Origin of the sequence: Phenylobacterium sp. (assembly GCF_035539035.1) — a bacterium.
GTDB lineage: Bacteria > Pseudomonadota > Alphaproteobacteria > Caulobacterales > Caulobacteraceae > Phenylobacterium.
The window spans coordinates 84,431-106,886 of record NZ_DATLJI010000010.1 but is presented as its reverse complement, the minus strand read 5'-3'; the positions used below and the strand labels follow the sequence as shown (position 1 = coordinate 106,886).

Here is a 22,456-nt window from a genome sequence, read left to right as displayed (position 1 = left end):
GCCGCTCGGCTTAAGGCGCGCCCATGCTCTCGGATCTCAAGGCCAACAATCGTCGCTGGGCGGAACGCAAGGTCTCCGCCGACCCCGGCTTCTTCAAGCGCCTGGAAGGCCAGCAGGCGCCGGAATACCTCTGGATCGGCTGCTCCGACAGCCGCGTGCCGGCCAACGAGATCGTCGATCTCGATCCGGGCGAGCTGTTCGTCCACCGCAACGTGGCCAATCTCGCCCCGCCGCAGGACGCCAACTACCTCTCGGTGCTGCAGTTCGCCGTCGACGTCATCAAGGTGAAGCACATCCTGGTGGTCGGCCACTACGGCTGCGGGGGCGTCGCCGCGGCCGTCGACGGCCAGCGCCGGGGTCTCGTGGACCACTGGCTGCACCCGATCCGCGAGGTGCACCACGACCACAAGCACGAGCTGGAGCAGCTCGGCGACGAGCGCGCCCGCTGGGACCGGCTGGTGGAGCTCAACGTGATCCGCCAGGTGCGAAACGTCGCCTCCGACGTCTTCATCCAGGACGCCTGGGCCCGCGGCCAGCCGCTGTCGGTGCACGGATGGGTCTATTCCATCTCAAACGGACTTGTGACCGACCTCGACGTCACCACCGCCAGCATCGAAGACCTGCAACGGCTCGGCTGACCCTTGACGCGGGCGCGGGGGGAGGCTTCCCATCCGCGCCACCTGCGGCGCCCGCCAGACGGCGCCGGTGAAACGCTCAAGGATAAGCGATGAGATCCAAGCTGTTGGCGGCCTCCGCGGTCGCCCTCCTTCTCGGCTCCGGCCCCGCCGTGGCCCAGCGGCCGGCCGCTGCGCCCACCGCGGCGGAGGCCAAGGCCTTCGTCGAGAACGCCGAAGCCCAGCTCGAGAAGGCCAACGCCTTCGCCGCGCGCGCCGCCTGGGTGCGCGCCAACTTCATCACCGCCGACACCCAATGGCTGGAGGCCAAGGCCGGCGCCGAGCAGAACGAGCTCGCCACCCGGCTCGCCATGGAGGCCGCCCGCTTCAACGGCGTGCAGGCCGACCCGGTCACCGCCCGCAAGCTGAAGCTGCTCAAGCTCTACCTCGTCTCGCCGGCTCCGAACCGTCCGGGCGCGGCCGAGGAGCTGTCGAACCTGCTGACCAAGCTGGATTCCACCTATTCCACCGGCAAGTTCGAGTTCCAGGGCAAGCAGATCACCCTGAACGACGCCGAAGACGTGCTCGCCACCTCCCGCAACCCGGCGGAGCTGCGCCAGGTGTGGGAAGGCTGGCACTCCATCTCCCCGGTCATGAAGCCGGACTACGCCCGCTTCGTCGCCCTCTCCAACGAGGGCGCGGTGGGCCTGGGCTACAAGGACACCGGCGCGCTCTGGCGGTCCAACTACGACATGGAGCCCGACGCCTTCGCCGGCGAGACCGACCGCCTGTGGAAGCAGGTCGAGCCCTTCTACAAGAACCTGCACTGCTACGTCCGCGCCCGGCTCAACGAGCAGTACGGCGACGCCGTGCAGGCGCGCTCGGGCCCGATCCGCGCCGACCTCCTGGGCAACATGTGGGCCCAGCAGTGGGGCAAGATCTACGACGTGGTCCAGCCGAAGGGCATCACCTCCAGCTACAGCCTCGACAAGCTGCTGGTGGAGAAGGGCTACACGCCCGTGAAGATGGTCAAGACCGGCGAGGCCTTCTACTCGTCGCTCGGCTTCGAGCCCCTGCCGCAGACCTTCTGGGAACGCTCGCTGATCACCCGGCCGCAGGACCGGGAAGTCGTCTGCCACGCCTCGGCCTGGGACATCGACGACAAGGACGACATCCGCATCAAGATGTGCACCAAGGTGAATGCGGAGGACTTCTCCACCATCCACCACGAGCTCGGGCACAACTACTACCAGCGCGCCTACAAGGACCAGCCGGTGCTGTTCCGCGGCTCGGCCAACGACGGCTTCCACGAGGCGATCGGCGACTTCGCCGCCCTGTCGGCCTCGACGCCCACCTACCTCAACCAGATCGGCCTGCTGGAGAAGGTGCCGGGCACGGAGGAGGACATCCCGTTCCTCCTGAAGATGGCGCTCGACAAGATCGCCTTCCTGCCGTTCGGCCTGATGGTCGACCGCTGGCGCTGGCAGGTGTTCTCCGGCGAGGTGACGCCGGAGGAGTACAACGACGCCTGGTGGAAGCTGCGCCTGCAGTACCAGGGCCTGGTCCCGCCGGGCCAGCGTCCGGCCGACGCCTTCGATCCGGGGGCGAAGTACCACGTGCCGGGGAACACGCCGTACACCCGCTACTTCCTGGCCCACATCTACCAGTTCCAGTTCCACCGGGCGGCCTGCAAGCAGTCCGGCTGGAAGGGGCCGCTGCACCGCTGCTCGGTCTACGGGCAGGAGGCGATGGGCAAGCGCTTCAACGCCATGATGGAGCTCGGGCAGTCGCAGCCCTGGCCCGAGACGCTGAAGACCTTCACCGGCGAGACCCGCACCGACGCCAGCGCCGTGGCGGACTATTTCCAGCCGCTCAACGTGTGGCTGACCAAGCAGAACCGCGGCGAGAAGTGCGGCTGGTGATCTAGCCTGCGGGAAGGGCGGCGGATGCGTCGTCCTTCCCGTTTCTTCATGCTGAACAGGGATTTACCGTCCCTCTAGCCCCATTCCTTTACGCTGTTCGCGCCATCCTTCCGGCGTATGTGGCCAAAGGATCGGGGCTCCCGATGAACATCAAGGCTCGTGACCGCCTGACGGGCGTGCTCGCCCGGCTGAAGGCGGGCGCGCATGACGAACGCGGCGTGGCGGCGGTGATCTTCGCGCTCGCCATCGCCGTGCTCATCCCCATGGGGCTCGGCGTGTTCGACGTCTACATGGCCACCGAGCAGCGCGGGAAGCTGCAGGACGCGCTCGACGCCGCGGCCCTCTACGCCGCCCGCTCCAACGCCCAGACCAGCGCCGACATCGACGCGGTCGGGGACAAGGCGCTGGCCGCCAACCTGCAGCTGATCAACGGCGCGGTCCTGGAATCCTCCAGCTTCAGCCTGTCCGGCACCAAGGTCGTGGCCCAGGCCTCCGTGCGCCTGCAGGCGCTCGCCCCGGCGCTCTGGGAGCACGATCCGGTCAGCGTCGACACCGAGGTGCAGCGAGCGATCGATCGGCTCGAGATCGCGCTGGTGCTCGACAACACCGGCTCCATGGTCATGAACAACTCGCCGAAGCTGGCGACGCTGAAGACCGAGGCCAAGAAGCTGGTCGACAAGCTCGCCCAGGCCGCCGCCATGAGCGCCGAGCCGGAGCCGATCAAGATCGCCCTGGTGCCGTTCTCCAACACGGTGCGCGTGCAGGGGACCACCAGTCTCGCCAACTGGAACGCGGCCAGCCACACGGGCCCCGGCGTGCCCGCCTGGATCGACCCGCGCGCCGCCCAGCACTGGGCGAACGCCACCAACAACGACATCTTCGACGTGCAGACCGACCGGCTGACGATGATGCAGAACATCGGCCAGTCCTGGGCCGGCTGCGTGGAATCCCGCCGCCAGCCGTTCGACATCAGCGAGCAGGCGCCCGACGCCTCGACCCCGGCGTCGATGTTCGTGCCCTACTTCTGGGCGGACGAGCGGGACGTCTCGGGCACGGCCAAGGTCAACGACTACCTGACCGACGGCGGCTCCAGCACCTACTGGAAGGACCGCGAGCGGCGCTCGGCCAAGTACGCCGTGGGCGCCACCTGGCGGCGGACCGGCAATTTCACCACCGACCTCGGGATGACCTACACCCACGGCCCGAACGCCGGCTGCACCCTGCAGCCGATGATCCGGCTGACCACCAACACCGCGACCATCAAGACCGCCATCGACAACATGACGGCCATCGGCGAGACCAACATCCCGCTGGGGATGATGTGGGGCTGGCATGCGCTGACGCCGAACGCCCCGCTGGCCGACGGCTCGCCCTACGGCACGCCGCACCTGCGCAAGATCGTCATCCTGATGACCGACGGCGAGAACACCCTGTTCGACTCCAATACGGAGAACGACTCCTACTACGGCGGTCTGGGCTTCATCTGGCAGGGCATGCTGAACGGCGTCACCGGCGCGTCCAGCACGTCCACGCGCACCACCGCCATGAACAACCGGCTGTCGGCGCTCTGCACGGCCATGAAGGCCCGCAAGATCGAGGTCTATACGGTGCGGGTGGAGGTCTCGAGCGGCTCGTCCAGCCTGCTGCAGAACTGCGCCTCGGCGCCCGACAAGTTCTTCGATGTGGCCAACGTCAACCAGCTCGGCGCGGCCTTCGACGCCATCGCCGCGGCGATCACCAACCTGCGGATCACCAAATAGGGGATCTCCCCGTTCGCGGGGAGGTGGCCTGCGCGGGCCGGGGGTTGCGGCGTCTTCCCCAGACGTCGCGACCCCCACTCGCGCCCGCGGGTCCTAGGCCAGCTTGATCTCGCGCAGCCGCTCCTGGAGGTACGCGTCGGCGGTGATCGGCGTCGGGTAGCGGTCCGGGTGGGCGGCGTCCACGCAGTTGGGCAGGGTGCGGATCAGGTAGTCCGAATTGAAGTGCAGGAAGAACGGCGTGGAGTAGCGCGGGAAGCCGCGCCGCTCCGGCGCCGGGTTCACCACCCGATGGGTCGTGGACGGCAGGCGGTGGTTGGTCAGCCGCTGCAGCATGTCGCCGATGTTGCAGACCAGCGCGCCCGGCGGCGGGTTGATGGCGATCCAGCGCCCGTCGTGGTCCTTCACCTCCAGCCCGGCCTCTTCGGCGCCCAGCAGCAGGGTGATGACGTTGATGTCCTCGTGCGCGCCGGCGCGGATGTGCGGCCCGTCCTGCGGCACCGGCGGATAGTGCAGCAGGCGCAGGATCGAATTGCCCAGGTCCACCTTGTCGTCGAAGAAGTGGCGGTCGAGGCCCAGGTAGACGCTGATCGCCTCCAGCACCTTCAGGCCCATGGCGTCCAGCGCCTGGTAGAGCCAGGTCACCTTCTCGCGGAACTCCGGCAGTTCGGCGTCCGGCCAGACGTTGTCCGGCATGTGGTCGCGGAACGGATGGCCCGGCGGCAGGTCGCGGCCGACGTGCCAGAATTCCTTCAGGTCGTAGTGGGTGTGGCCCTTGGCGGTCTCGATGCCGAAGGGCGTGTAGCCGCGCTGGCCGGCGACCGGCAGCTTGTACTTCAGCTTCACCTCTTCGGGCAGGGCGAAGAAGGCCTTCATCTGCTCCAGCGCCGCGTCGATCCGCGCCTGGTCCAGGCCATGGTCGGAGATCACCGCGAAGCCCCAGCGGGCGTAGCTGTCGCCCAGCGTCTGGGTGAAGCGGTCGAAGTCCTGGGAGAAGAGCGCGTAGGAAACGGGCTCGATACGGTCCTGGAGGGCAGGGGCTTGGCTCATGGGCCGCCTTCTACACCCGCCCGCCGCCGGCCTCCACCCGGCGCGGCGTTTAGCCGGGCCCCCGCGGCCTCCTCCGCCTCGTCCTCGTCGTCGTCCGGGATGCGCGCCATCTCGGCGCGGATCAGCTTCTCGAAGGTCTCGCGGGAGGCGCGCGTGGCCATGATGTAGCGCTCCTCCTCGCCGTAGGCCGGCTGCAGCTTCTTGAAGAGCGCCTGGTCGTGCTCGCGGAAGACCACGGCGGCCTTCAGCGCGCGGCGCTCGCCGATGCCCAGGTGCACCAGCGCCCGGCGGCCGAAGTTCAGCGCGCTCTCGTACATCTCCCGCTCGACGCCGTCGGCGCCGGCGGCGAGCAGCTCGTAGGCGTGCGGCCGGTCGTACGCGCGGGCCAGCACCGACAGGTGGGGGAAGTTCTCCTTAGCCAGCTCCACCAGCTCCTTGGCCTTGTCCCGGTCGTCGATGGCGATGACCAGCAGCCGGGCCTTGTCGGCGCCGGCGGTGCGCAGCAGGTCCAGCCGGCTCGCGTCGCCGTAGTGCACCCGCCAGCCGAAGCGGCGGACCAGGTCGATGGACTCGATGGAGTTGTCCAGCAGCACCACGTTGAAGCCGTTGGCCATCAGGAGGCGGGTGGCGATCTGGCCGAACCGGCCGAAGCCGGCGACGATCGCGTCGGGGTCGCCCTCGTCGAACGGCAGGTGCTCGGGCTCGGGCCGGGCCGTCGGGCGGTTCAGCAGCAGCCGCTCGTAGGCGGCGAAGACCAGCGGCGTCGCCGCCATGGACACCGCCACCACCGCCGTCAGCAGGCGCGACAGCTCCTGGCCCAGCACGCCCGCGCCGACCGCGAAGCCCAGCAGGACGAAGGCGAATTCCCCGGTCTGGGCGAGGATGACACCGGTGGTGAGCGCCGTGCGATGCGGCACGCGGAACACCCGCGCCACGCCGTACATGGCCAGCGTGTTGATCGCCATCAGGCCCACCACCAGCGCCAGGATCAGCAGCGGCTGGGACGCCACCAGCGCCAGGTCCAGCCCCGCGCCGACGGTGATGAAGAACAGGCCGAGCAGCAGGCCGCGGAACGGCTCGATGTCGGTCTCGAGCTCGCGGCGGAACTCGCTCTCCGCCAGCACCACGCCGGCCAGGAAGGCGCCGAGCGCCGGCGACAGGCCGACCAGCTCCATCAGCGCCGCCACCGCCACCACCAGCAGCAGGGCCGAGGCGGTGAAGATCTCCCGCAGCCTGGCGGCGGCGATGAACCGGAAGAGCGGCAGGGTCAGGTAGCGGCCGACGATCACCACGACGGCCACCGCCGCGATTACCGCCAGCGGCCGGACCCAGGTGGGCAGACCCTCCAGCAGCATTCCCCCGTGCCCGCCGCCCTCCGCCGCCCCGCCATGGGCCGCGCCCGTGGCCAGCAGCGGCAGCAGGGCGAACATCGGGATCACCGCCAGGTCCTGGAACAGCAGGACGCCGAAGCTAGCCTCGCCCACCGGCCCCTGCCGCAGGCCGCGCTCCTCCAGGCTCTGCAGCACGATGGCGGTCGACGACATGGCCAGGATGGCGCCGGCGGCGAGCGCCACCCGCCAGTCCAGGCCCAGGGCGTAGGCGCCGGCTCCGAGCAGCAGGGCGGTGGCGACCATCTGGCCCGCGCCCAGGCCGAAGATGTTGGTCCGCATCCGCCACAGGAGCGCCGGGCGCACCTCCAGGCCGATCAGGAACAGCAGGATGACGACGCCGAACTCGGCGAAGCGCATGACGTCCTCGGACTCGCCCACCAGGTCGAGCGCGAACGGTCCCACCACCACGCCGGCCAGCAGGTAGCCCAGCACCGAGCCCAGCCCCAGTCGCTTGGCGATCGGCACCGAGATCACGCCCGCCGTCAGATAGACGAGCGCCTGGATCAGCAGCGGCTGGCCGTTCATCGGCGGGGGGCCCGGGCAGGGGTGCGCATGGCGCGCAATGGAGCCTGCAACGGCGCCGTGTGCACGCGGTTTTTTCAGGCCGGCGGGGGGCGCCTGTGGCCGCGTTTCATCATGCGGTGAATTTCTGCGCGCGAGCGGTTCTCAATCCGGCCTCCGCAGCGTAAAGGGCAGGCATGGCGAACAAGGTGCAGACAACCGCGAAGGACGCCCTGTCGGGCCTTCTCTTCGACGGCATGACCATCATGGCGGGCGGCTTCGGCCTCTGCGGGATCCCGGAGAACCTGATCGCGGCGATCCGCGAGACGGGGGTGAAGGACCTGACCGTCGTCTCCAACAACTGCGGCGTGGACGACTTCGGCCTCGGCGTGCTGCTGGCCGGCGGGCAGATCCGCAAGATGATCTCGTCCTACGTGGGCGAGAACAAGCGGTTCGCCGAGCTCTACCTCTCCGGCAAGCTGGAGCTGGAGTTCAATCCGCAGGGCACGCTGGCCGAGCGCATCCGGGCCGGCGGGGCGGGGATCCCGGCCTTCTTCACCCGGACCGGCGTCGGCACGCTGGTGGCCGAGGGCAAGGAAGTCCGCGTCTTCGGCAGTGAGGAATATGTGATGGAGCGCGGCCTCACGGCCGACCTCTCCATCGTCAAGGCCTGGAAGGGCGACGCCGAGGGCAACCTCGTTTACCGGAAGACCGCGCGGAACTTCAATCCGATGATGGCCACCGCCGGCAAGGTGACCGTCGCCGAGGTCGAGGAACTGGTGGAGGTGGGGTCCATCGATCCCGACCACATCCACACGCCGGGCATCTATGTGGACCGCATCCTGAAGGGCCCGCGCTTCGAGAAGCGCATCGAGCAGCTGACCGTGCGCACCCGCGAGACCGAGGGCGCCGGCGCCGGAGAGGAAGTCTAGGATGGCCTGGAACCGCGACCAGATGGCGGCCCGCGCGGCGAGCGAGCTGCGCGACGGCTTCTACGTGAACCTCGGCATCGGCATCCCGACCCTGGTGGCCAACTATATTCCGGCCGGCATGAGCGTGACCCTGCAGTCCGAGAACGGCATGCTTGGCATGGGCCCGTTCCCCTACGAGGGCGAGGCCGACCCCGACCTGATCAACGCCGGCAAGCAGACGATCACGGCTTTGCCGTCCTCGTCCTACTTCAGCTCCGCCGACAGCTTCGCCATGATCCGGGGCGGCCACATCGACCTCTCGATCCTGGGCGCCATGCAGGTGGCCGCCAACGGCGACCTCGCCAACTGGATGGTGCCGGGCAAGATGGTGAAGGGCATGGGCGGGGCCATGGACCTGGTCGCCGGCGTCAAGCGCGTCGTCGTGGTCATGGAGCACGTGGAGAAGTCGGGGGCGCCCAAGCTGGTCAACGCCTGCTCCCTGCCGCTCACCGGCAAGGGCGTGGTGGACCTGGTGGTCACAGACCTGGGCGTGTTCGACGTCGCCCGCGGCAAGGCCCCGCTCACCCTCCTCGAACTTGCCCCGGGGGTGACGGTGGAGGAGGTGAAGGCCAAGACCGAAGCCGCCTTCGAGGTGGCGGCGAAGGCGGCCGCCTAGCTCGCATCCGCGGCTCCGGCGCCTACGTATCCTCGTGACCTGACCCCTCGCGAGTGACAGACTTTCCGTCCATGAAGACGCCCCTCTTCGCGGCCATCGCCGCCTCGACCCTCGCCCTGGCTTCGGCCGCGCCGGCCCAGTCCAACCTGAAGACCGCGGTGTTCGCCGGCGGCTGCTTCTGGTCGGTGGAGAAGTTCTTCGAGGCCGCGCCCGGCGTGGTCGGAGCCGTCTCGGGCTATTCCGGCGGCGCCTCCAAGAACCCGACCTACGAGGCCCACCAGGGCCACATGGAGGCGGTGAAGGTCACCTACGACCCGGCCAAGACCAGCTACGCCAAGCTGGTGGACCACTTCTTCCACAACATCGACCCGACCGATCCCAACGGCCAGATCTGCGACAAGGGCCCGTCCTACCGGACCGCCGTCTTCGTCTCGAGCCCGCAGGAGCGGCAGGCGGCCGAGGCCATCAAGGCCCAGGTCCAGAAGCAGCTCGGCGCGACCGTCGCCACCCGCGTCGTGCCCGCGGCCACCTTCTGGCCGGCCGAGGCCTACCACCAGGACTTCGCCAAGAAGAACCCGCGCCGCTACGACGCCTACCGCATCGGCTGCGGCCGGGACCGTCACCTCAAGGTGGTGTGGGGCGGCCGGTAGCCGGATCCCGCGGCCGGGGCGCGAAGCCCTCGCCGACGAACATCTCCAACCGGCGCTTGCGCTCGCGGTCCAGCCGCACGTTCGCGATCTCCCCGCCGGAGACCCGGGCGAAGTCGCCCGCCATTTCGGCCCGCCAGTTCCCCTCCAGCGCCACCGCCAGCACGCGCCGGCCCTCCGCGGGGGTGAGCGGGGCGCTGGTCTCGGCCTGGTTCTGCGGGGTGTCGGCCAGCAGCCAGGCGCGCAGCGGCGGGGCGGCCGGATCGGCGAACCACTCGCGGCCGTAGTAGCGCATGGCGTAGTAGAGGAAGCGGCTGTTGACGGCGATGGCGGTGAGCCCCGCCGGCTCCTCCACCGCCGCCCGCTCCAGCACCAGCCGGGTGGCCTCGTCCCAGCCCTTGGCGCGCTTGAAGCTGTTGGCCGCGCCCATCCGTTCGGCCAGCGCCGGCGAGACGGTGAAGGCCAGGAACAGGGCCGCGAGGCCCGCCTGCAGCACCAGCGCCGCCGTCAGCCAGCCCTTCGCCCGCCACCGCATCAGCCAGGCGGCCACCACGATCGCCCCGGGCAGGTAGGCCGCCCCCGACCAGTTGGCGTTGGCCCGGCTGACGAAGGCCTGCCCAGTGACGATCAGCAGCGGCGGCAGGGTGAAGCAGAGCAGCAGCAGGTCGGCCGGCTGCAGCCGCCGGCGCCGCACCGCCAGGACCACGCCCACGATCAGGGCCGCGAACGGGATCGGCCCGAACACCCCGAACTGGGTGAGGATGAACTCCCCGAGCTCGGCGAAGTTGAACAGCTTGCGCCCGCCCCAGGCGGCGTTGGCGGCGGTGTGCTGCACGGTGGCGAAGCCGTGCTGGGCGTTCCAGACGAGGTTCGGCGCCATGACGACGGCGAAGGCCAGGACCGCGAGCCCCGCCGCGGCCGGCGACCACGCTCGCCGCGCCTCCCGCGACAGGACGAGGTGAAGCGCGATCCCGATCGCTCCGTATACGGCCGCATACTTGGACAGGAACGCCAGCCCCAGGGTCGCGCCGACGCCCGCGGCGAGCGCCAGCCGCCGTCGCCCCTGCGCGTCCTGCAGCGCAACGTAGGCCAGGATCGTCAGTCCAAGGAAGAATAACAGGGGCGCGTCGGTGGCGATCACCGCCGCCGACAGCTGGATGGCCGGCGCGAGGGCGTAGAGCGCCGTCGCCGCCAGAGCGACTCGACTGTCATAAAGCCGCCGGGCGATGGCGTAGACCACCAGCGCCGCCGCGCCCTGGAACAGCGGCGCCCCCAGCCGGACCCAGGCCTCCGCGTCGCCGCCCAGGGCCGTGGTGGCCCAGATGGTCCAGGCGATCATCGGCGGCTTGGAGTAGTAGCCGAAGTCGAGCGTGCGCGACCAAAGCCAGTACTGGGCCTCGTCGGGATAGAGCTCGAGCGGCGTGGCGAAGAGAGCCACGAGCCGCGCGGCGGTCAGGCCGGCGACCAGCATGACCGCGGCCCGCCAGTCCCCGCCGGGCGCTCCCGTCCGTGCGTCTTCGGCCATCGGCTCCTCGTTCGCGCGCCCGCTGCGCAAGGGGCGTGTGTATAGCGTCGGCGCCACGGTTTCGAGCGACTTGCGCGACGCGTTGTCACCGTAACAAAAGCGTCACCCACGGCCGCCGATTCCGCGCTATAGGGCCGAATTAAGACTCAAAGGGGCCGTCGTGGGGCGACGGACCTGATGGTTGGGAAAAGGGGATACTTCATGAACATCGCTCAACGCCTCGCGTGCGGCGCGGCTGTAGTGGCGCTTGCCTCGGCCGCCTCCACCGCCGTCTACGCCCAGGCGACCACCGGCGCCGTCCGCGGTCAGATCACCGACGACCAGGGCGCGCCCGTCGCCAACGCCACCGTCACCGTCACCCACGTGCCGACCGGCTCCAGCTCGACGTCGGTGACCGACGCCAGCGGCTTCTACTCGGTCCGCGGCCTGCGTCCGGGCGGTCCCTACCGCGTGCGCGCCACGGCCCCCAACTACGACGCCGGCACGTCCAACGTCGCCGCCATCGGCGTGGGCGAGCCCGCCAACGTCGACGTGCTGCTCTATTCCACCGGTGCGGAAGTCTCCGAGGTGGTCGTCACCGCCGCCGCCGCGGTCTCCAACCAGGGCGGCCCCAGCTCCAACTTCACCGCCAACGACATCGACAACCTGCCGTCGATCAGCCGCGACCTGAAGGACGTCGCGCGGATCGACCCGTTCGCCTCGATCGACCCGACCAACCAGGACGCCCTGTCCTTCGCCGGCGCCAACACCCGCTTCAACCAGCTGACCGTCGACGGCGTGCGCCAGAACGACGACTTCGGGTTGAACAACAACGGCTACCCGACCCAGCGCTCGCCGATCTCGCTGGACGCCATCGCGGCGGTGAACGTCTCGGTCGCGCCCTACAGCGTGATCAACAACGGCTTCACCGGCGGCCAGATCAACGCCGTCACCAAGTCGGGCGGCAACACCTTCTCGGGCACGGCCTTCTACGAGTACACCGACCAGGACCTGCGCGGTGACTCCATCGAGGGCGTGAAGTTCGGCGCGCCTTTCGAGAACAAGGTCTACGGCGCCACGCTCGGCGGCCCGATCATCCGCGACAAGCTGTTCTTCTTCGGCTCCTACGAGAAGTTCGAGGGCGTCCTCGGCTTCGACGAGGGTCCGGCCGGCTCCGGCGCGGCGATCGAGATCCCGCGCATCACCCAGCAGGCGCTCGACACCTTCCGCGCCGACACCCAGCGCATCTACGGCTACGACCCCGGCGGCCCGGTGACCGGCGCCTTCCCGGTGGAAGACGAGAAGTGGCTCGGCAAGCTCGACTGGAACATCACCGACAACCACCGCGCCTCGTTCACCTACCAGAACACCAAGGGCAACTCGCTCAACGGCTCGGTGTCCGACACCTTCGCCCAGGGCAACAGCACGACCCAGCCGGCCATCGGCCTGGAGTCGCGCCAGTACAACAAGACCGAGGAACTGATCGCCTACCAGGTGCAGGTGAACTCGGACTGGACCGACGACTTCTCCACCGAGCTGCGCTGGTCGTCCAAGGAGACCGACACCACCCAGATCCCGCTGGGCGGCCTGAGCGTCGGTGAGACCACGGTCCGCATCGCGGCGACCGACACCCTGGCCGGCATCCTGCCGGGCGGCGGCACGCCGGAAATCCGCTTCGGCGCGGACATCAACCGTCACGACAACTATCTGAACGTGAAGGTCGACACGCTCGAGGCGATCGCCCGCTACCGCTACGGCGCGCACGACTTCCTGTTCGGCGCCCGCACCGAGAAGAACGACATCTTCAACGTGTTCGTGGCCCGCTCGCTCGGCAGCTACACCTTCAACAGCTACGCCGACTATCTGGCCCGCCGCGCCTCGGCCTTCTCGCTGACGGGCGGCATCGACCCGTCCTCGGGTCAGATCCCGGCCACCCTGGGCACCGCCCGCGCCGGCGCCGCCGACTTCGGCTTCCGTCTGTCGTCGCTGTACGCCGAGGACCGCCTGCAGATCCTCGACAACCTCGATGTGACCGCGGGCTTCCGCTACGACTGGTACTCGACGAACGACGCGCCGATCCTGAACACGGCCTTTGTGTCGCGTCAGGGCTTCGCCAACACCAAGAGCCTCGACGGCGAGTCGGTGTTCCTGCCCCGCGTGTCGTTCAACTACGACCCGACCGACCGCCTGAACATCTCGGGCGGCTTCGGCCGGTTCTCGGCCACCGGCCTGAACGTCTGGATCTCGAACTCCTTCTCGAACACCGGCGTCAGCCAGACCAACGCGGTCTGCCCGGCGGCGCCCTTCACCAACGTCAGCCTCACGGCGGCGCCGGCGGGCTGCACCTTCACGCCCCGCGGCGGCGACGTGAACGCGCTCTCGCCCGCGTTCCAGATCCCGACCACCTGGAAGGCCAACCTCTCCGTCGGCTACGAGTTCGACTTCGGCCGCTTCGGCCTGGGCGACGGCTGGCTGGCGCAGGTCGACCTGCTGAAGTCGTTCAACGAGAACGCCCTCTACTGGTACGACGCCCGCGCCATCCAGACCGGCGTGGCCCCGGACGGCCGTCCGGTCTACGGCCGCACCACGGTCGGCGACCTGACGGGCAACCAGGGCGACTTCCTGCTGCGCAACATCGACAAGGGCGGCTCGGACTCGGTGGCCTTCACCGCGGCCAAGGACTGGCGTGAAGGCTGGTTCGACGGCCTCAGCTTCCGCTACACCTACACCTACACGGAAGCCGAAGACGCCAACCCGATGACCAGCTCGATCGCCTCGTCGAGCTTCACCCGCTTCGGCAGCTCGGACCCGCAGCGTCCGCCGGCGGCGACCTCCGACTACGAGGTCCGTCATCGCCACGCGCTGAACCTGTCCTATGCCAAGAAGTTCTTCGGCGACAACGAGACCTCGTTCACGATGTTCGCCCAGCACCGCTCGGGCCTGCCGTTCAGCTACACCTTCGCCAACAGCCGGACCGGCAACTTCGACAACGACTTCGGCTACTACGCCTCGAGCTACTCGGGCCGCCAGGCGACCTCGAACGCGCTGCTCTACGTGCCGACCGCCAACGACCCGCGGGTCGTCTACGGCGCCGGCTTCGATGTGGCGCGCTTCCAGACCTTCCTGGAGAACTCGGGCCTCTCGAAGTACGCCGGCGAGATCGCGCCGCGGAACGCCTTCCGTCAGGCGGACGTGACCACCATCGACTTCCGGATCAGCCAGGAGCTGCCGGCCTTCTTCCCGAACGGGGCGAAGCTCGAGGTGTTCATGGACGTCGAGAACCTCGGCAACCTGCTGAACGACGACTGGGGCGTGCTCGAGCAGTACGACTTCTCGCGGATGGTCCCGGTGGTGAACGTCAGCTGCATCGCGGCCGGCTCCACGGCGGCCGTCGGCTGCGGCGTGCCGGGCGCCCGCTACCTCTACACCGGCACCGCCGCGGGCAACGCGTTCCAGGAGCCGGTCCGCGCCTTCCGCCGCGACCAGTCGCTGTGGCAGGTGAAGTTCGGCGCCAAGTACAAGTTCTGAGCCTTACGGCCCGGACTGCACTGAGATGAGGGCGGCTGCAGCGATGCAGCCGCCCTTCTTCTTTGGCCCGCGGAATGTCGCGGATGCTTGACGCGGGGGGCGCCGGGGGCCATCTGCGCCCGGCTTCGTTTCGAGAGGGCTGGATGAGCTTCACCGTACCTGCCGAGTGGGCGCCCCACCGGGCCATGTGGCTGGGCTTCCCGAGCCATGCGGACCTCTGGGAGACCGACCTCGACGCCGCGCAAGCTGAGGTGGCCGACCTGGCCCGAGCGCTCGCGGGCCCGGGGGGCGAGACCGTGCGCCTGATGACCGGCCACCCGGACGGCGAGGCCGCCGCGCGGCGGATGCTGGGCGGCGTGGCCAATATCGAGATCGTGCCCGGCCGCTTCGGCGACATCTGGCTGCGCGACACGGGCCCGATCTTCGCCTCCGACGGCCGTGCGCTCGGCTTCCGCTTCAACGGCTGGGGCGGCAAGTACGACCTCGAGCACGACGACACGGTCGCCGCCCAGATCGCCCAGGCGTCGGGCGCCGAGCTCGTGGCGCACGACTTCATCCTGGAGGGCGGCGCCGTCGACCACGACGGCGAGGGCACGGTGCTGACCACCGGCCAGTGCGTGCTGAACGTCAACCGCAACGCCGGCTGGGACGACGCCAAGGCCGAGGCGGCCTTCGCCAAGGCCCTCGGCGCGAAGAAGGTGATCTGGCTGGGCGAGGGCCTGCAGAACGACCACACCGACGGCCACGTGGACAATCTGGCCCGCTTCGTCGCGCCGGGCGTCGTCGCCGTCCCTGTCGCCTGGGGCAAGGGCGACCCGAACGCGGACGCCTACGACGACGCCGCGCGGCGTCTCGCCGACGCCACCGACGCGGCGGGCCGCAAGATCAAGGTCGTTCGCATCCCCTCGCCGGGCTTCGTCGAGGGCGACGACGGCCGCGCCATCCCGGCCAGCCACATGAACTTCCTGATCGCCAACAAGGCGGTGATCGTGCCCATCTACGAGCAGCGTCCCGGCGAACTCGCCGTCCAGGCGCTGGAGACCCTGTTCCCCGACCGCCAGGTGATCGGCCTGCCGTCCATGGCCATCCTCACCGGCGGCGGCTCCTTCCACTGCATCACCCAGCAGGAGCCCGCCCGATGACGCGCAAGATGACCGTGGCCGCCATCCAGACGTCCTACGGCGACGACCTGCAGGCCAACATCAGGAAGACCGCCGACTTCATCCGTGAGGCGGCGGGCAAGGGCGCGCAGGTGATCCTGCCGTCCGAGCTGTTCCAGGGCCCCTACTTCTGCGTCGCCCAGGAGGAGCGCTGGTTCGCCACCGCCAAGCCCTGGCGCGAGCACCCCTGCGTCACCGAGCTCGCGCCGCTGGCCAAGGAGCTGGGCGTCGTGCTGCCGATCTCGATCTACGAGCGCGAGGGGCCGCACTACTTCAACAGCCTCGTCATGGTGGACGCGGACGGCTCGCCCATGGGCGTCTACCGCAAGAGCCACATCCCCGACGGCCCGGGCTACATGGAGAAGTACTACTTCCGCCCCGGCGACACCGGCTTCAAGGTCTGGGACACGAGGTTCGGCCGCGTCGGCGTCGGCATCTGCTGGGACCAGTGGTACCCGGAGTGCGCGCGGGCCATGACGCTGATGGGCGCGGAGGTCCTGCTCTATCCCACCGCCATTGGCTCGGAGCCGCACGACCCGACCCTGGACACCGCCGCCCCCTGGCGTCGCGCCATGCAGGGCCACGCGGTCTCCAACGTCATCCCCGTGGTGGGGGCCAACCGCACGGGCTTCGAGCCCTGGGCGAACTATCCCAATGGCGGCCAGCAGTTCTACGGCTCGTCCTTCATCGCCGACCACCGGGGCGACCTGGTGGCCGCCTTCGGCCGCGAGGACGAGGGGGCGCTGGTCGCCGAGTTCGACCTCGACTTCCTGGCCACCCACCGCGCCGCCTGGGGCTTCTTCCGCGACCGGCGCACCGATCTCTACGGCGCGCTGGCCAACGCGCGGCCCGCCTGAGGGCTGAGGGGGTGATCGAGACCGAACGGCTCATCCTGCGGCCCTTCCGCATCGAGGAGGACCGCGAGCCGTTCGGGGCGCTCAACGCCGACCGCCGCGTCGCCGACTGGCTGGGCGGGCCGCTCACCCGCCAGCAGAGCGACGGCCTGATCGACCGCATCAACGGCCACATCGTCGAGCACGGCTTCGGCTTCTGGGCCGCCGAGCTGAAGGCGGAACGGCGGCTGGTGGGCGCCATCGGGCTGCAGGTGGTGCGGGCCGAGGCCCTGCCGCTGGGCCCGGCCATCGAGGCCGGCTGGCGGCTGGCCTACGACGCCTGGGGACAGGGGCTGGTGACCGAAGGCGCGTCCGCCGCGGTGGCCTGGGCCTTCGCTCGCCTGCCGATCCCGGAGGTCGTCGCCTTCACCGGCGCCACCAACCTGCGCTCCCAGGCCGTGATGCGCCGCATCGGCATGACCCCCGACCCTGCGCGCGACTTCGACCATCCCCGGCTCGCGCAGGACCACCCGCTCCGCCGCCACGTCGTCTACGCGATCGCGCGGCCCTAGCCGTCAGGCCTCGCACCCCGCGGCCACCGGCGCGGCGGCGATCTCCCCCCGGGCCCTGGCCATGTCGGCGTTGAACGCCGGCTCGGCGTGCAGGCGCGCCACCATGCCCGAGGCGAGCGTGCGGCCCGCCTCGATGTCGCTCATGTAGTGGACGCCGCAGATCGCCCGGCTCTCGCCCATCTCGCGGCCGGCCACCAGCAGGCGGTCGGCGCGCTCGGGGGCGAGCTCGGTGAGCAGCAGCCCCCAGGTCCAGCCGACCATGGCGTGGCCGGACGGATAGGAGGCGTTGGTCTTCATCCACTCGGCGCGGGCGATGCAGATCGGCTTGTCGTTCCCGACCGCCGGCCGCGGCCGGCCGTAGTGGTTCTTCGGCACGTTGCCCACGTCGCGGACGTCCAGCTCGATGCGGTGCAGGATGCGCCAGGCGGTGGGCGTGCGGGCCTCGCTGAGCTCCTTGCCGAGCGCGCAGGAGAAGCGCTTCAGGGCGCCGCCCTGCCAGATCTCGTTGTCCTCGATCGCCGCCTTCCAGCGCGGCGTGCCCTCCAGCGCGCGGGTCTCGTCGTACATCGCCCGCTCCGCCCGGCCCTGGGCGGAGTCCGGCGCGGCCGGCGCCGGCAGGATCGCCTTCCCGTCCAGGGCGTCCTTCGGCAGGTAGCCGGTGAGCTTGGTCGGGACCGGCCCCGCCCGCGCCGCATCCACGGCGACGGGCGGAGACGGCGCGCCGGTGGCGCAGGCGACGAGCGCGACGAGCGCCGCGCAGAGGGTCAGGTTGCGGATCAACGAAGCTTCCTAGGCGCGAAGGACGGTCTTGCCGTTCTTGATGACCGTGGCGTTCCGCTCCTTAACCCGCGCCTCGAAGGAAATCACGGTCCCGTCGCGCCAGAGATCCACGGTGATGGTGTCCCCGGGGAAGACGGGCGCGGAGAACCTCGCCTGGTGGCTGAGGATCTGGTTGGGGTCGTAGCCGGTGATCGCCTGCAGCACGGCCCGGCAGGTGATCCCGTAGGTGCACAGGCCGTGCAGGATCGGCACGGGGAAGCCCGCGCGCTTGGCCACGTCGGGGTCGGAGTGCAGCGGGTTGCGGTCGCCGTTCAGGCGGTAGAGCAGGGCCTGGTCGGGCCTAGTGTCGATGTCCACCGAGAGGTCGGGCTTGCGGGACGGGACCTGGTGCGGCTCGGGCGCGCCCTCGGCCGGGCCGCCGAAGCCGCCGTCGCCGCGGGCGAAGGTGGAGCCGGTGAGGGTGGCCACCTTTTCGCCGTTCTCGTCCTTCCAGACGGTCTCGTTGACGATCACCGCGCCCTTGTCCTTGCCCTTGTCGTAGGCGCCGACCGTGCGGCTCTCGGCGGTGAAGGTGCCGGAGACGGGGAGGGGCTGGTGCAGTTCGACCTTCTGCTCGCCGTGCACCACCATCAGGAAGTTGATCTCGCTGACCCGGCGGCCCTCCGGCACCTGCGGCGGGGAGCGGCCCTGCCGGCCGCCGGCGGCGGCCAGGACGGTGGCGGCGGTGGGCACCACCTTCAGGTTCTTCTCGTAGGTGAAATCGAGCTCGCGGGCGTCCAGGGGGTCGCGGCCCATGCCGATGCCGAGGGCATACAGCATCACGTCCTTGTCGCCGTAGCTGAAGGTCCTGGGCTCGGTCTTCTGCTCCAGGATGTCCGGGTAATAGATCGGCATGAAATATCCCTCCCTTATCAATGGGCGGATTGAAGACCCGCGGACGCGCCTCCGCAAGCGCCGCGCAGCCCAGGCATTTGCCGCTCGGTTATCGATGGGCTAGAAGCGGCGACCTCGTGCGCGCGGGGCTCCGCTGCGTCCAAAGAATTCGAAGGCTTCCATGACCACCACGACCCAGCCCGGCCTCGGCCAGATCACCGGCAACGTCCTCTTCTATTCCCAGCCCGAGCCGCTGACGCCCGAGCTGCACGGCAAGCTCGGCGTGAAGCGCATGGACGGTCCGTTCAGCTTCGCCCGCGTGGGCCACGCCATCCCGCTGACCGTGGGCGAGTTCCCGCTGGCCGCCGTGACGGGCCCGATCATCTTCGTCGGCGACGAGAAGCTGCCGATCGCGGTCATGGGCCTGAACGCCGGCGAGAACATGTTCGTCCGCGACAACGGCATGTTCGAACCGGGCGTCTATATCCCGGCCTACGTCCGCCGCTATCCGTTCGTGTTCGCCAACGACCAGGCGAACAACCAGATGGTGCTCTGCGTCGACCGCAAGGCCGAGTTCATCGTCGAAGGCGGCGACATGCCCTTCTTCGAGAACGGCCAGCCCAGCGAGTACACCAAGAACTGCATCGAGTTCTGCAACAACTTCGAGATCGAGCGGCAGCGCACCCTGTCCTTCGTGCAGATCCTGAAGGACCTCGACCTGTTCGAGCAGAAGACCGCCAACTTCACGCCGATGAACCCGGACGGCACGCCCGGCGAGCCGCAGAAGATCGCCGACTACTTCGGCGTCTCCGAGGACAAGCTCAACAAGCTGCCCACCGACAAGCTGGTCGAGCTGCGCGACAACGGCGCCCTGTCCCAGATCTACGCCCACATGCTGTCGCTGGTCGGCTGGGACCGCCTGATCGCGCTCGCCATGGCGCGCGCCCCGCAGGAGCCGGTCGCGGCCAACGCCTAACCAGGAAGAGCCCTTCTCCCCTTGCGGGAGAAGGTGGCCTGCGGAGCAGGCCGGACGAGGGGGTCTCGCGGCGTCGCCGCGGGCCCCTTCTTCGTATCCGCCCTAGCGCGCGAACACGCTGCGGGTCAGGCAGGAGAAGACCAGCCGTCCGGCCTCGTCGAGCAGGTCGTGCTGGCAGATGACGATGCCCTTGCCCTCGCCCACCGGGTCCTTGGCCATCACGGTCATGCGGCCGCGCAGCAGCTCGCCGGGCGGCGGGTTGCGCATCCAGCGCAGGGCGTCGACCCCCAGCCGCTTGATCTGCGGCCAGTCGGTGCTGGCCACTGCATCCAGACGGGCCCAGATCGCGTAGACCATGGAGTCCGGCGCGCCGCGGTCCAGCGTCCAGCCGGGCGTGAACGCGCCCACGAACGCCTCCAGCGCCTCGGGGTCCACGGCCGCTGCGCCGAGCGGGACCACCTGGCCGATCTGGATGTCGTCGAAGGCTGCGGGCACTGGGCGAAGCTCCGGGGTGGGGATCGGGATTCGGCGATGATGAGGCTGCGGCGTCGGCGAAGTCGAGCCCGCTTTGCGCTCGCGGCCCGGCCACGCCATATAGCGGGCAAGTCGTATGGGGCGGATAGGCGGATGATGCGATTCCTGGCGGGCCTGCTCATGGCGCTGGCCTTCGTCGCGCCGGCTGCGGCCCAGCCCGTCGACACCGGCCACCTCGAGGCCGAGCTGGTCGCCCAGGCCAAGGGCGTGGCCCCCGGCCAGACGATCCATGTGGCGCTGCGCCAGAAGATCGACGACGGCTGGCACACCTACTGGCGCAACGCCGGCGATTCCGGCGAGGCCACCCGCATCGAATGGGCCCTGCCGCCCGGCTGGACCGCCGGCGAGTTCGTCTGGCCCACGCCGCACCGCCTGCCGGTCGGCCCGCTCGTCAACTACGGCTACGAGGGCGAGGTCCTGCTGCCCATGGCGCTCACCGCGCCGGCCAACGCACAGCCGGGCTCCACGGCGACGCTGAAGGGCAAGGCCTACTTCCTGGTCTGCGAGGAGATCTGCATCCCCGAGGAGGCCGAGCTCCAGCTCGCCCTGCCGGTGGTCGCCGCGCCGGCGGCCGCGGATCCGAAGTGGGGCCCGGCGATCGGCCAGGCGCTGGCCGCCGCGCCGAAGCCCGCCGGCCTCACCGCCGCCTTCGAGAAGCGCGGCCCCCTGCTCGCGCTCGCCGTCACCGGCGCGCCGCTGAAGGGCGCCGACGTCGCCCAGGCCTACTTCTTCCCGTTCGCCTCCACGGTGATCGACCACGCCAAGCCCCAGCCCATCGAGCGCGGGCCGGAGGGCCTCACCCTGACCGTCACCCCCGGCTACGACTTCCAGTCGGGCGCCGGGCCGCAGACCCTGGCGGGCGTGCTCTCCCTGGGCGACCGCGCCTACGAGGTCTCCGCCGCGGCCGGGCCCCTGCCGGCGGGCGCCGCGGGCCTCGGGCCGCCGCCCGTCAAGGCGAGCGGCGGGGCGGGCGGCGGCCTGGGCCTGCCGATGGCGGCGCTGTTCGCCCTGCTGGGCGGCCTCGTGCTCAACCTGATGCCCTGCGTCTTCCCGATCCTGGCCATGAAGGCCGCCTCGCTCGCCGGCCACGCCCACGAGCAGGCCGCCGCGCGGCGCCAGGGCCTGGCGTTCGGGGCGGGCGTGCTGGTCACCTTCCTGGCGCTCGCCAGCGTGCTGATCGGCCTGCAGGCGGCCGGCTCGGCCGTCGGCTGGGGGTTCCAGCTGCAGTCGCCGCCGGTGGTGGCGGGCCTGGCGCTGCTCATGCTCGCCGTGGCGCTCAATCTGTCCGGCGTCTTCGAGGTCGGCGGCTCGCTGCAGGGCGCGGGCGCGGGCCTCGCGTCGCGGCGCGGGCTCACCGGCGCCTTCTTCACCGGCGTGCTGGCCGTGGTCGTGGCCGCCCCCTGCACGGCGCCCTTCATGGCCCCGGCGCTCGGCTGGGGCCTGACCCAGCCGCCGGCCGCGGCCCTCACGGTGTTCCTGGCCCTGGGGATCGGTTTCGCCCTGCCGTTCGTGGCGGTCTCCTTCGCCCCGGCCCTGCTGGCCCGCCTGCCGAAGCCCGGGCCATGGATGGACGTCTTCAAGAAGGCCCTGGCGTTTCCGATGTACGGCGCGGCGGCCTGGCTGGTGTGGGTGCTGGCGCAACAGGTGGACGCGGCGGGCCTCGCGCGCATCCTGGCGGCCGCCGTGGTCTTCGCCGCCGCGCTCTGGCTGGCCGGCCGGGCGCAGCGGGGTCGCCTCACCGGGCGCGGCTCGGCCGTTCAGGGCGGGCTGGCCGCGGCGCTCCTCATCGTCGCCGTCGCCATGGCGCTCTGGGAGGACTACGCGCCCCCGCCGGCGGCCGGCGTCGCGAGCGCCTCGGCCGCCGTCCCCTACGAGGCCTACAGCCCGGAGCGCCTCGCCGCCCTGCGCGCCGAGGGCCGGCCGGTGTTCGTCAACTTCACGGCCGCCTGGTGCGTCAGCTGCCAGGTGAACGAGCGCGTCGCCCTCTCCAGTCCGAAGGTCGCCAAGGCCATGGCCGACACCGGCGTCGCCTACCTGAAGGCCGACTGGACCCGCAAGGACGCCGCCATCGCCGCCGAACTCGCCCGCCACGGCCGGGCCGGCGTGCCGCTCTACCTCGTCTATGGCGCGGGCGGCGGCGAGGGCGTTATCCTGCCCAACATCCTGACCGAAGGGGTGGTGGTCCGCGCGCTGGAGGCCGCCGCCCGCGGTCGCTGACCGCCGCCTC

General features: G+C 70.3%; 18 protein-coding genes. 12 read left to right on the top strand and 6 right to left on the bottom strand.

What is annotated here, in order from left to right; translation table 11 throughout:
* Nucleotides 1–23: 23 nt before the first annotated feature.
* The 3 genes from VM685_RS03625 (at nt 24) to VM685_RS03615 (ending at nt 4,296) form a co-directional block, all read left to right on the top strand.
* Nucleotides 24–638 (top strand): carbonic anhydrase, encoded by a 615-nt coding sequence (locus VM685_RS03625; RefSeq protein WP_325458753.1) that lies wholly within the window; start codon nt 24–26, stop codon nt 636–638.
* An 89-nt stretch (nt 639–727) separates the two neighbouring features.
* Nucleotides 728–2,536 carry a M2 family metallopeptidase gene (locus tag VM685_RS03620; protein ID WP_325458752.1) on the top strand — a complete coding sequence of 603 codons (1,809 nt, stop codon included), beginning with the start codon at nt 728–730 and terminating at the stop codon, nt 2,534–2,536.
* 143 nt (nt 2,537–2,679) lie between these two features.
* On the top strand, nt 2,680–4,296 hold the full coding sequence (locus VM685_RS03615; RefSeq protein WP_325458751.1) for a TadE/TadG family type IV pilus assembly protein: 1,617 nt from the start codon (nt 2,680–2,682) through the stop codon (nt 4,294–4,296).
* Nucleotides 4,297–4,389: 93 nt separating this feature from the next.
* Here the strand turns inward: VM685_RS03615 and VM685_RS03610 are convergent, their stop codons facing one another.
* The gene (locus VM685_RS03610; RefSeq protein WP_325458750.1) at nt 4,390–5,343 is read right to left on the bottom strand and encodes an isopenicillin N synthase family dioxygenase; all 954 of its coding nucleotides are present in this window, start codon (nt 5,341–5,343) and stop codon (nt 4,390–4,392) included.
* Nucleotides 5,340–7,259, bottom strand: coding sequence for a monovalent cation:proton antiporter-2 (CPA2) family protein (locus VM685_RS03605; RefSeq protein WP_325458749.1), 1,920 nt, complete (start codon nt 7,257–7,259; stop codon nt 5,340–5,342). The genes VM685_RS03610 and VM685_RS03605 overlap by 4 nt, the downstream gene beginning before the upstream one ends.
* 173 nt (nt 7,260–7,432) lie before the next feature.
* Between VM685_RS03605 and VM685_RS03600 the strand changes: the two genes are divergently transcribed.
* The 3 genes from VM685_RS03600 to msrA all read left to right on the top strand — a co-directional run bounded on the left by VM685_RS03600 (nt 7,433) and on the right by msrA (nt 9,472).
* Entirely contained in the window at nt 7,433–8,167 is a 735-nt protein-coding gene (locus VM685_RS03600) for a CoA transferase subunit A (protein ID WP_325458748.1), read from the top strand.
* 1 nt (nt 8,168) lies between these two features.
* The gene (locus tag VM685_RS03595) at nt 8,169–8,822 is read left to right on the top strand and encodes a 3-oxoacid CoA-transferase subunit B (RefSeq protein ID WP_325458747.1); all 654 of its coding nucleotides are present in this window, start codon (nt 8,169–8,171) and stop codon (nt 8,820–8,822) included.
* Between the two features lie 71 nt (nt 8,823–8,893).
* Entirely contained in the window at nt 8,894–9,472 is a 579-nt protein-coding gene (msrA, locus tag VM685_RS03590; RefSeq protein WP_325458746.1) for a peptide-methionine (S)-S-oxide reductase MsrA, read from the top strand.
* Here the strand turns inward: msrA and VM685_RS03585 are convergent.
* On the bottom strand, nt 9,447–10,994 hold the full coding sequence (locus VM685_RS03585) for an ArnT family glycosyltransferase (RefSeq protein ID WP_325458745.1): 1,548 nt from the start codon (nt 10,992–10,994) through the stop codon (nt 9,447–9,449). The genes msrA and VM685_RS03585 overlap by 26 nt on opposite strands.
* Nucleotides 10,995–11,195: 201 nt before the next feature.
* Between VM685_RS03585 and VM685_RS03580 the strand changes: the two genes are divergently transcribed.
* The 4 genes from VM685_RS03580 (at nt 11,196) to VM685_RS03565 (ending at nt 17,066) form a co-directional block, all read left to right on the top strand.
* Complete coding sequence (locus VM685_RS03580) at nt 11,196–14,501, top strand: TonB-dependent receptor (protein ID WP_325458744.1); 3,306 nt, start codon at nt 11,196–11,198, stop codon at nt 14,499–14,501.
* Nucleotides 14,502–14,644: 143 nt separating this feature from the next.
* Nucleotides 14,645–15,643: an agmatine deiminase family protein gene (locus VM685_RS03575; RefSeq protein WP_325458743.1), complete on the top strand. Its 999-nt coding sequence runs from the start codon at nt 14,645–14,647 to the stop codon at nt 15,641–15,643.
* Nucleotides 15,640–16,518, top strand: coding sequence for an N-carbamoylputrescine amidase (gene aguB / locus VM685_RS03570; protein ID WP_325458742.1), 879 nt, complete (start codon nt 15,640–15,642; stop codon nt 16,516–16,518). Before VM685_RS03575 ends, aguB begins: the two co-directional genes overlap by 4 nt.
* A gap of 11 nt (nt 16,519–16,529) precedes the next feature.
* Nucleotides 16,530–17,066 (top strand): GNAT family N-acetyltransferase, encoded by a 537-nt coding sequence (locus tag VM685_RS03565; protein WP_325458741.1) that lies wholly within the window; start codon nt 16,530–16,532, stop codon nt 17,064–17,066.
* A gap of 3 nt (nt 17,067–17,069) precedes the next feature.
* Here the strand turns inward: VM685_RS03565 and VM685_RS03560 are convergent, their stop codons facing one another.
* Both VM685_RS03560 and VM685_RS03555 read right to left on the bottom strand, forming a co-directional pair.
* Nucleotides 17,070–17,846: a phosphatase PAP2 family protein gene (locus tag VM685_RS03560; protein ID WP_325458740.1), complete on the bottom strand. Its 777-nt coding sequence runs from the start codon at nt 17,844–17,846 to the stop codon at nt 17,070–17,072.
* A 9-nt stretch (nt 17,847–17,855) separates the two neighbouring features.
* Nucleotides 17,856–18,740 (bottom strand): MaoC/PaaZ C-terminal domain-containing protein, encoded by an 885-nt coding sequence (locus VM685_RS03555; protein WP_325458739.1) that lies wholly within the window; start codon nt 18,738–18,740, stop codon nt 17,856–17,858.
* Between the two features lie 160 nt (nt 18,741–18,900).
* Here VM685_RS03555 and VM685_RS03550 point away from each other — a divergent pair, with 160 nt between their 5' ends.
* Nucleotides 18,901–19,695 carry a SapC family protein gene (locus tag VM685_RS03550; RefSeq protein ID WP_325458738.1) on the top strand — a complete coding sequence of 265 codons (795 nt, stop codon included), beginning with the start codon at nt 18,901–18,903 and terminating at the stop codon, nt 19,693–19,695.
* 102 nt (nt 19,696–19,797) lie between these two features.
* Here VM685_RS03550 and VM685_RS03545 read toward each other — a convergent pair whose 3' ends face one another.
* Complete coding sequence (locus VM685_RS03545) at nt 19,798–20,190, bottom strand: acyl dehydratase (protein WP_325458737.1); 393 nt, start codon at nt 20,188–20,190, stop codon at nt 19,798–19,800.
* Nucleotides 20,191–20,322: 132 nt separating this feature from the next.
* Here VM685_RS03545 and VM685_RS03540 point away from each other — a divergent pair, with 132 nt between their 5' ends.
* Nucleotides 20,323–22,446 (top strand): protein-disulfide reductase DsbD family protein, encoded by a 2,124-nt coding sequence (locus VM685_RS03540; protein ID WP_414693336.1) that lies wholly within the window; start codon nt 20,323–20,325, stop codon nt 22,444–22,446.
* The last annotated feature ends 10 nt before the right edge of the window (nt 22,447–22,456 follow it).

What these genes read in the sequence shown, in the direction of transcription:
- VM685_RS03625 (WP_325458753.1), top strand. Translation starts at nt 24, where the DNA reads ATGCTCTCGGATCTCAAGGCCAACAATCGTCGCTGGGCGGAACGCAAG.
- VM685_RS03620 (WP_325458752.1), top strand. Translation starts at nt 728, where the DNA reads ATGAGATCCAAGCTGTTGGCGGCCTCCGCGGTCGCCCTCCTTCTCGGC.
- VM685_RS03615 (WP_325458751.1), top strand. Translation starts at nt 2,680, where the DNA reads ATGAACATCAAGGCTCGTGACCGCCTGACGGGCGTGCTCGCCCGGCTG.
- VM685_RS03610 (WP_325458750.1), bottom strand. Translation starts at nt 5,343, where the DNA reads ATGAGCCAAGCCCCTGCCCTCCAGGACCGTATCGAGCCCGTTTCCTAC.
- VM685_RS03605 (WP_325458749.1), bottom strand. Translation starts at nt 7,259, where the DNA reads ATGAACGGCCAGCCGCTGCTGATCCAGGCGCTCGTCTATCTGACGGCG.
- VM685_RS03600 (WP_325458748.1), top strand. Translation starts at nt 7,433, where the DNA reads ATGGCGAACAAGGTGCAGACAACCGCGAAGGACGCCCTGTCGGGCCTT.
- VM685_RS03595 (WP_325458747.1), top strand. Translation starts at nt 8,169, where the DNA reads ATGGCCTGGAACCGCGACCAGATGGCGGCCCGCGCGGCGAGCGAGCTG.
- msrA (WP_325458746.1), top strand. Translation starts at nt 8,894, where the DNA reads ATGAAGACGCCCCTCTTCGCGGCCATCGCCGCCTCGACCCTCGCCCTG.
- VM685_RS03585 (WP_325458745.1), bottom strand. Translation starts at nt 10,994, where the DNA reads ATGGCCGAAGACGCACGGACGGGAGCGCCCGGCGGGGACTGGCGGGCC.
- VM685_RS03580 (WP_325458744.1), top strand. Translation starts at nt 11,196, where the DNA reads ATGAACATCGCTCAACGCCTCGCGTGCGGCGCGGCTGTAGTGGCGCTT.
- VM685_RS03575 (WP_325458743.1), top strand. Translation starts at nt 14,645, where the DNA reads ATGAGCTTCACCGTACCTGCCGAGTGGGCGCCCCACCGGGCCATGTGG.
- aguB (WP_325458742.1), top strand. Translation starts at nt 15,640, where the DNA reads ATGACGCGCAAGATGACCGTGGCCGCCATCCAGACGTCCTACGGCGAC.
- VM685_RS03555 (WP_325458739.1), bottom strand. Translation starts at nt 18,740, where the DNA reads ATGCCGATCTATTACCCGGACATCCTGGAGCAGAAGACCGAGCCCAGG.
- VM685_RS03550 (WP_325458738.1), top strand. Translation starts at nt 18,901, where the DNA reads ATGACCACCACGACCCAGCCCGGCCTCGGCCAGATCACCGGCAACGTC.
- VM685_RS03540 (WP_414693336.1), top strand. Translation starts at nt 20,323, where the DNA reads ATGATGCGATTCCTGGCGGGCCTGCTCATGGCGCTGGCCTTCGTCGCG.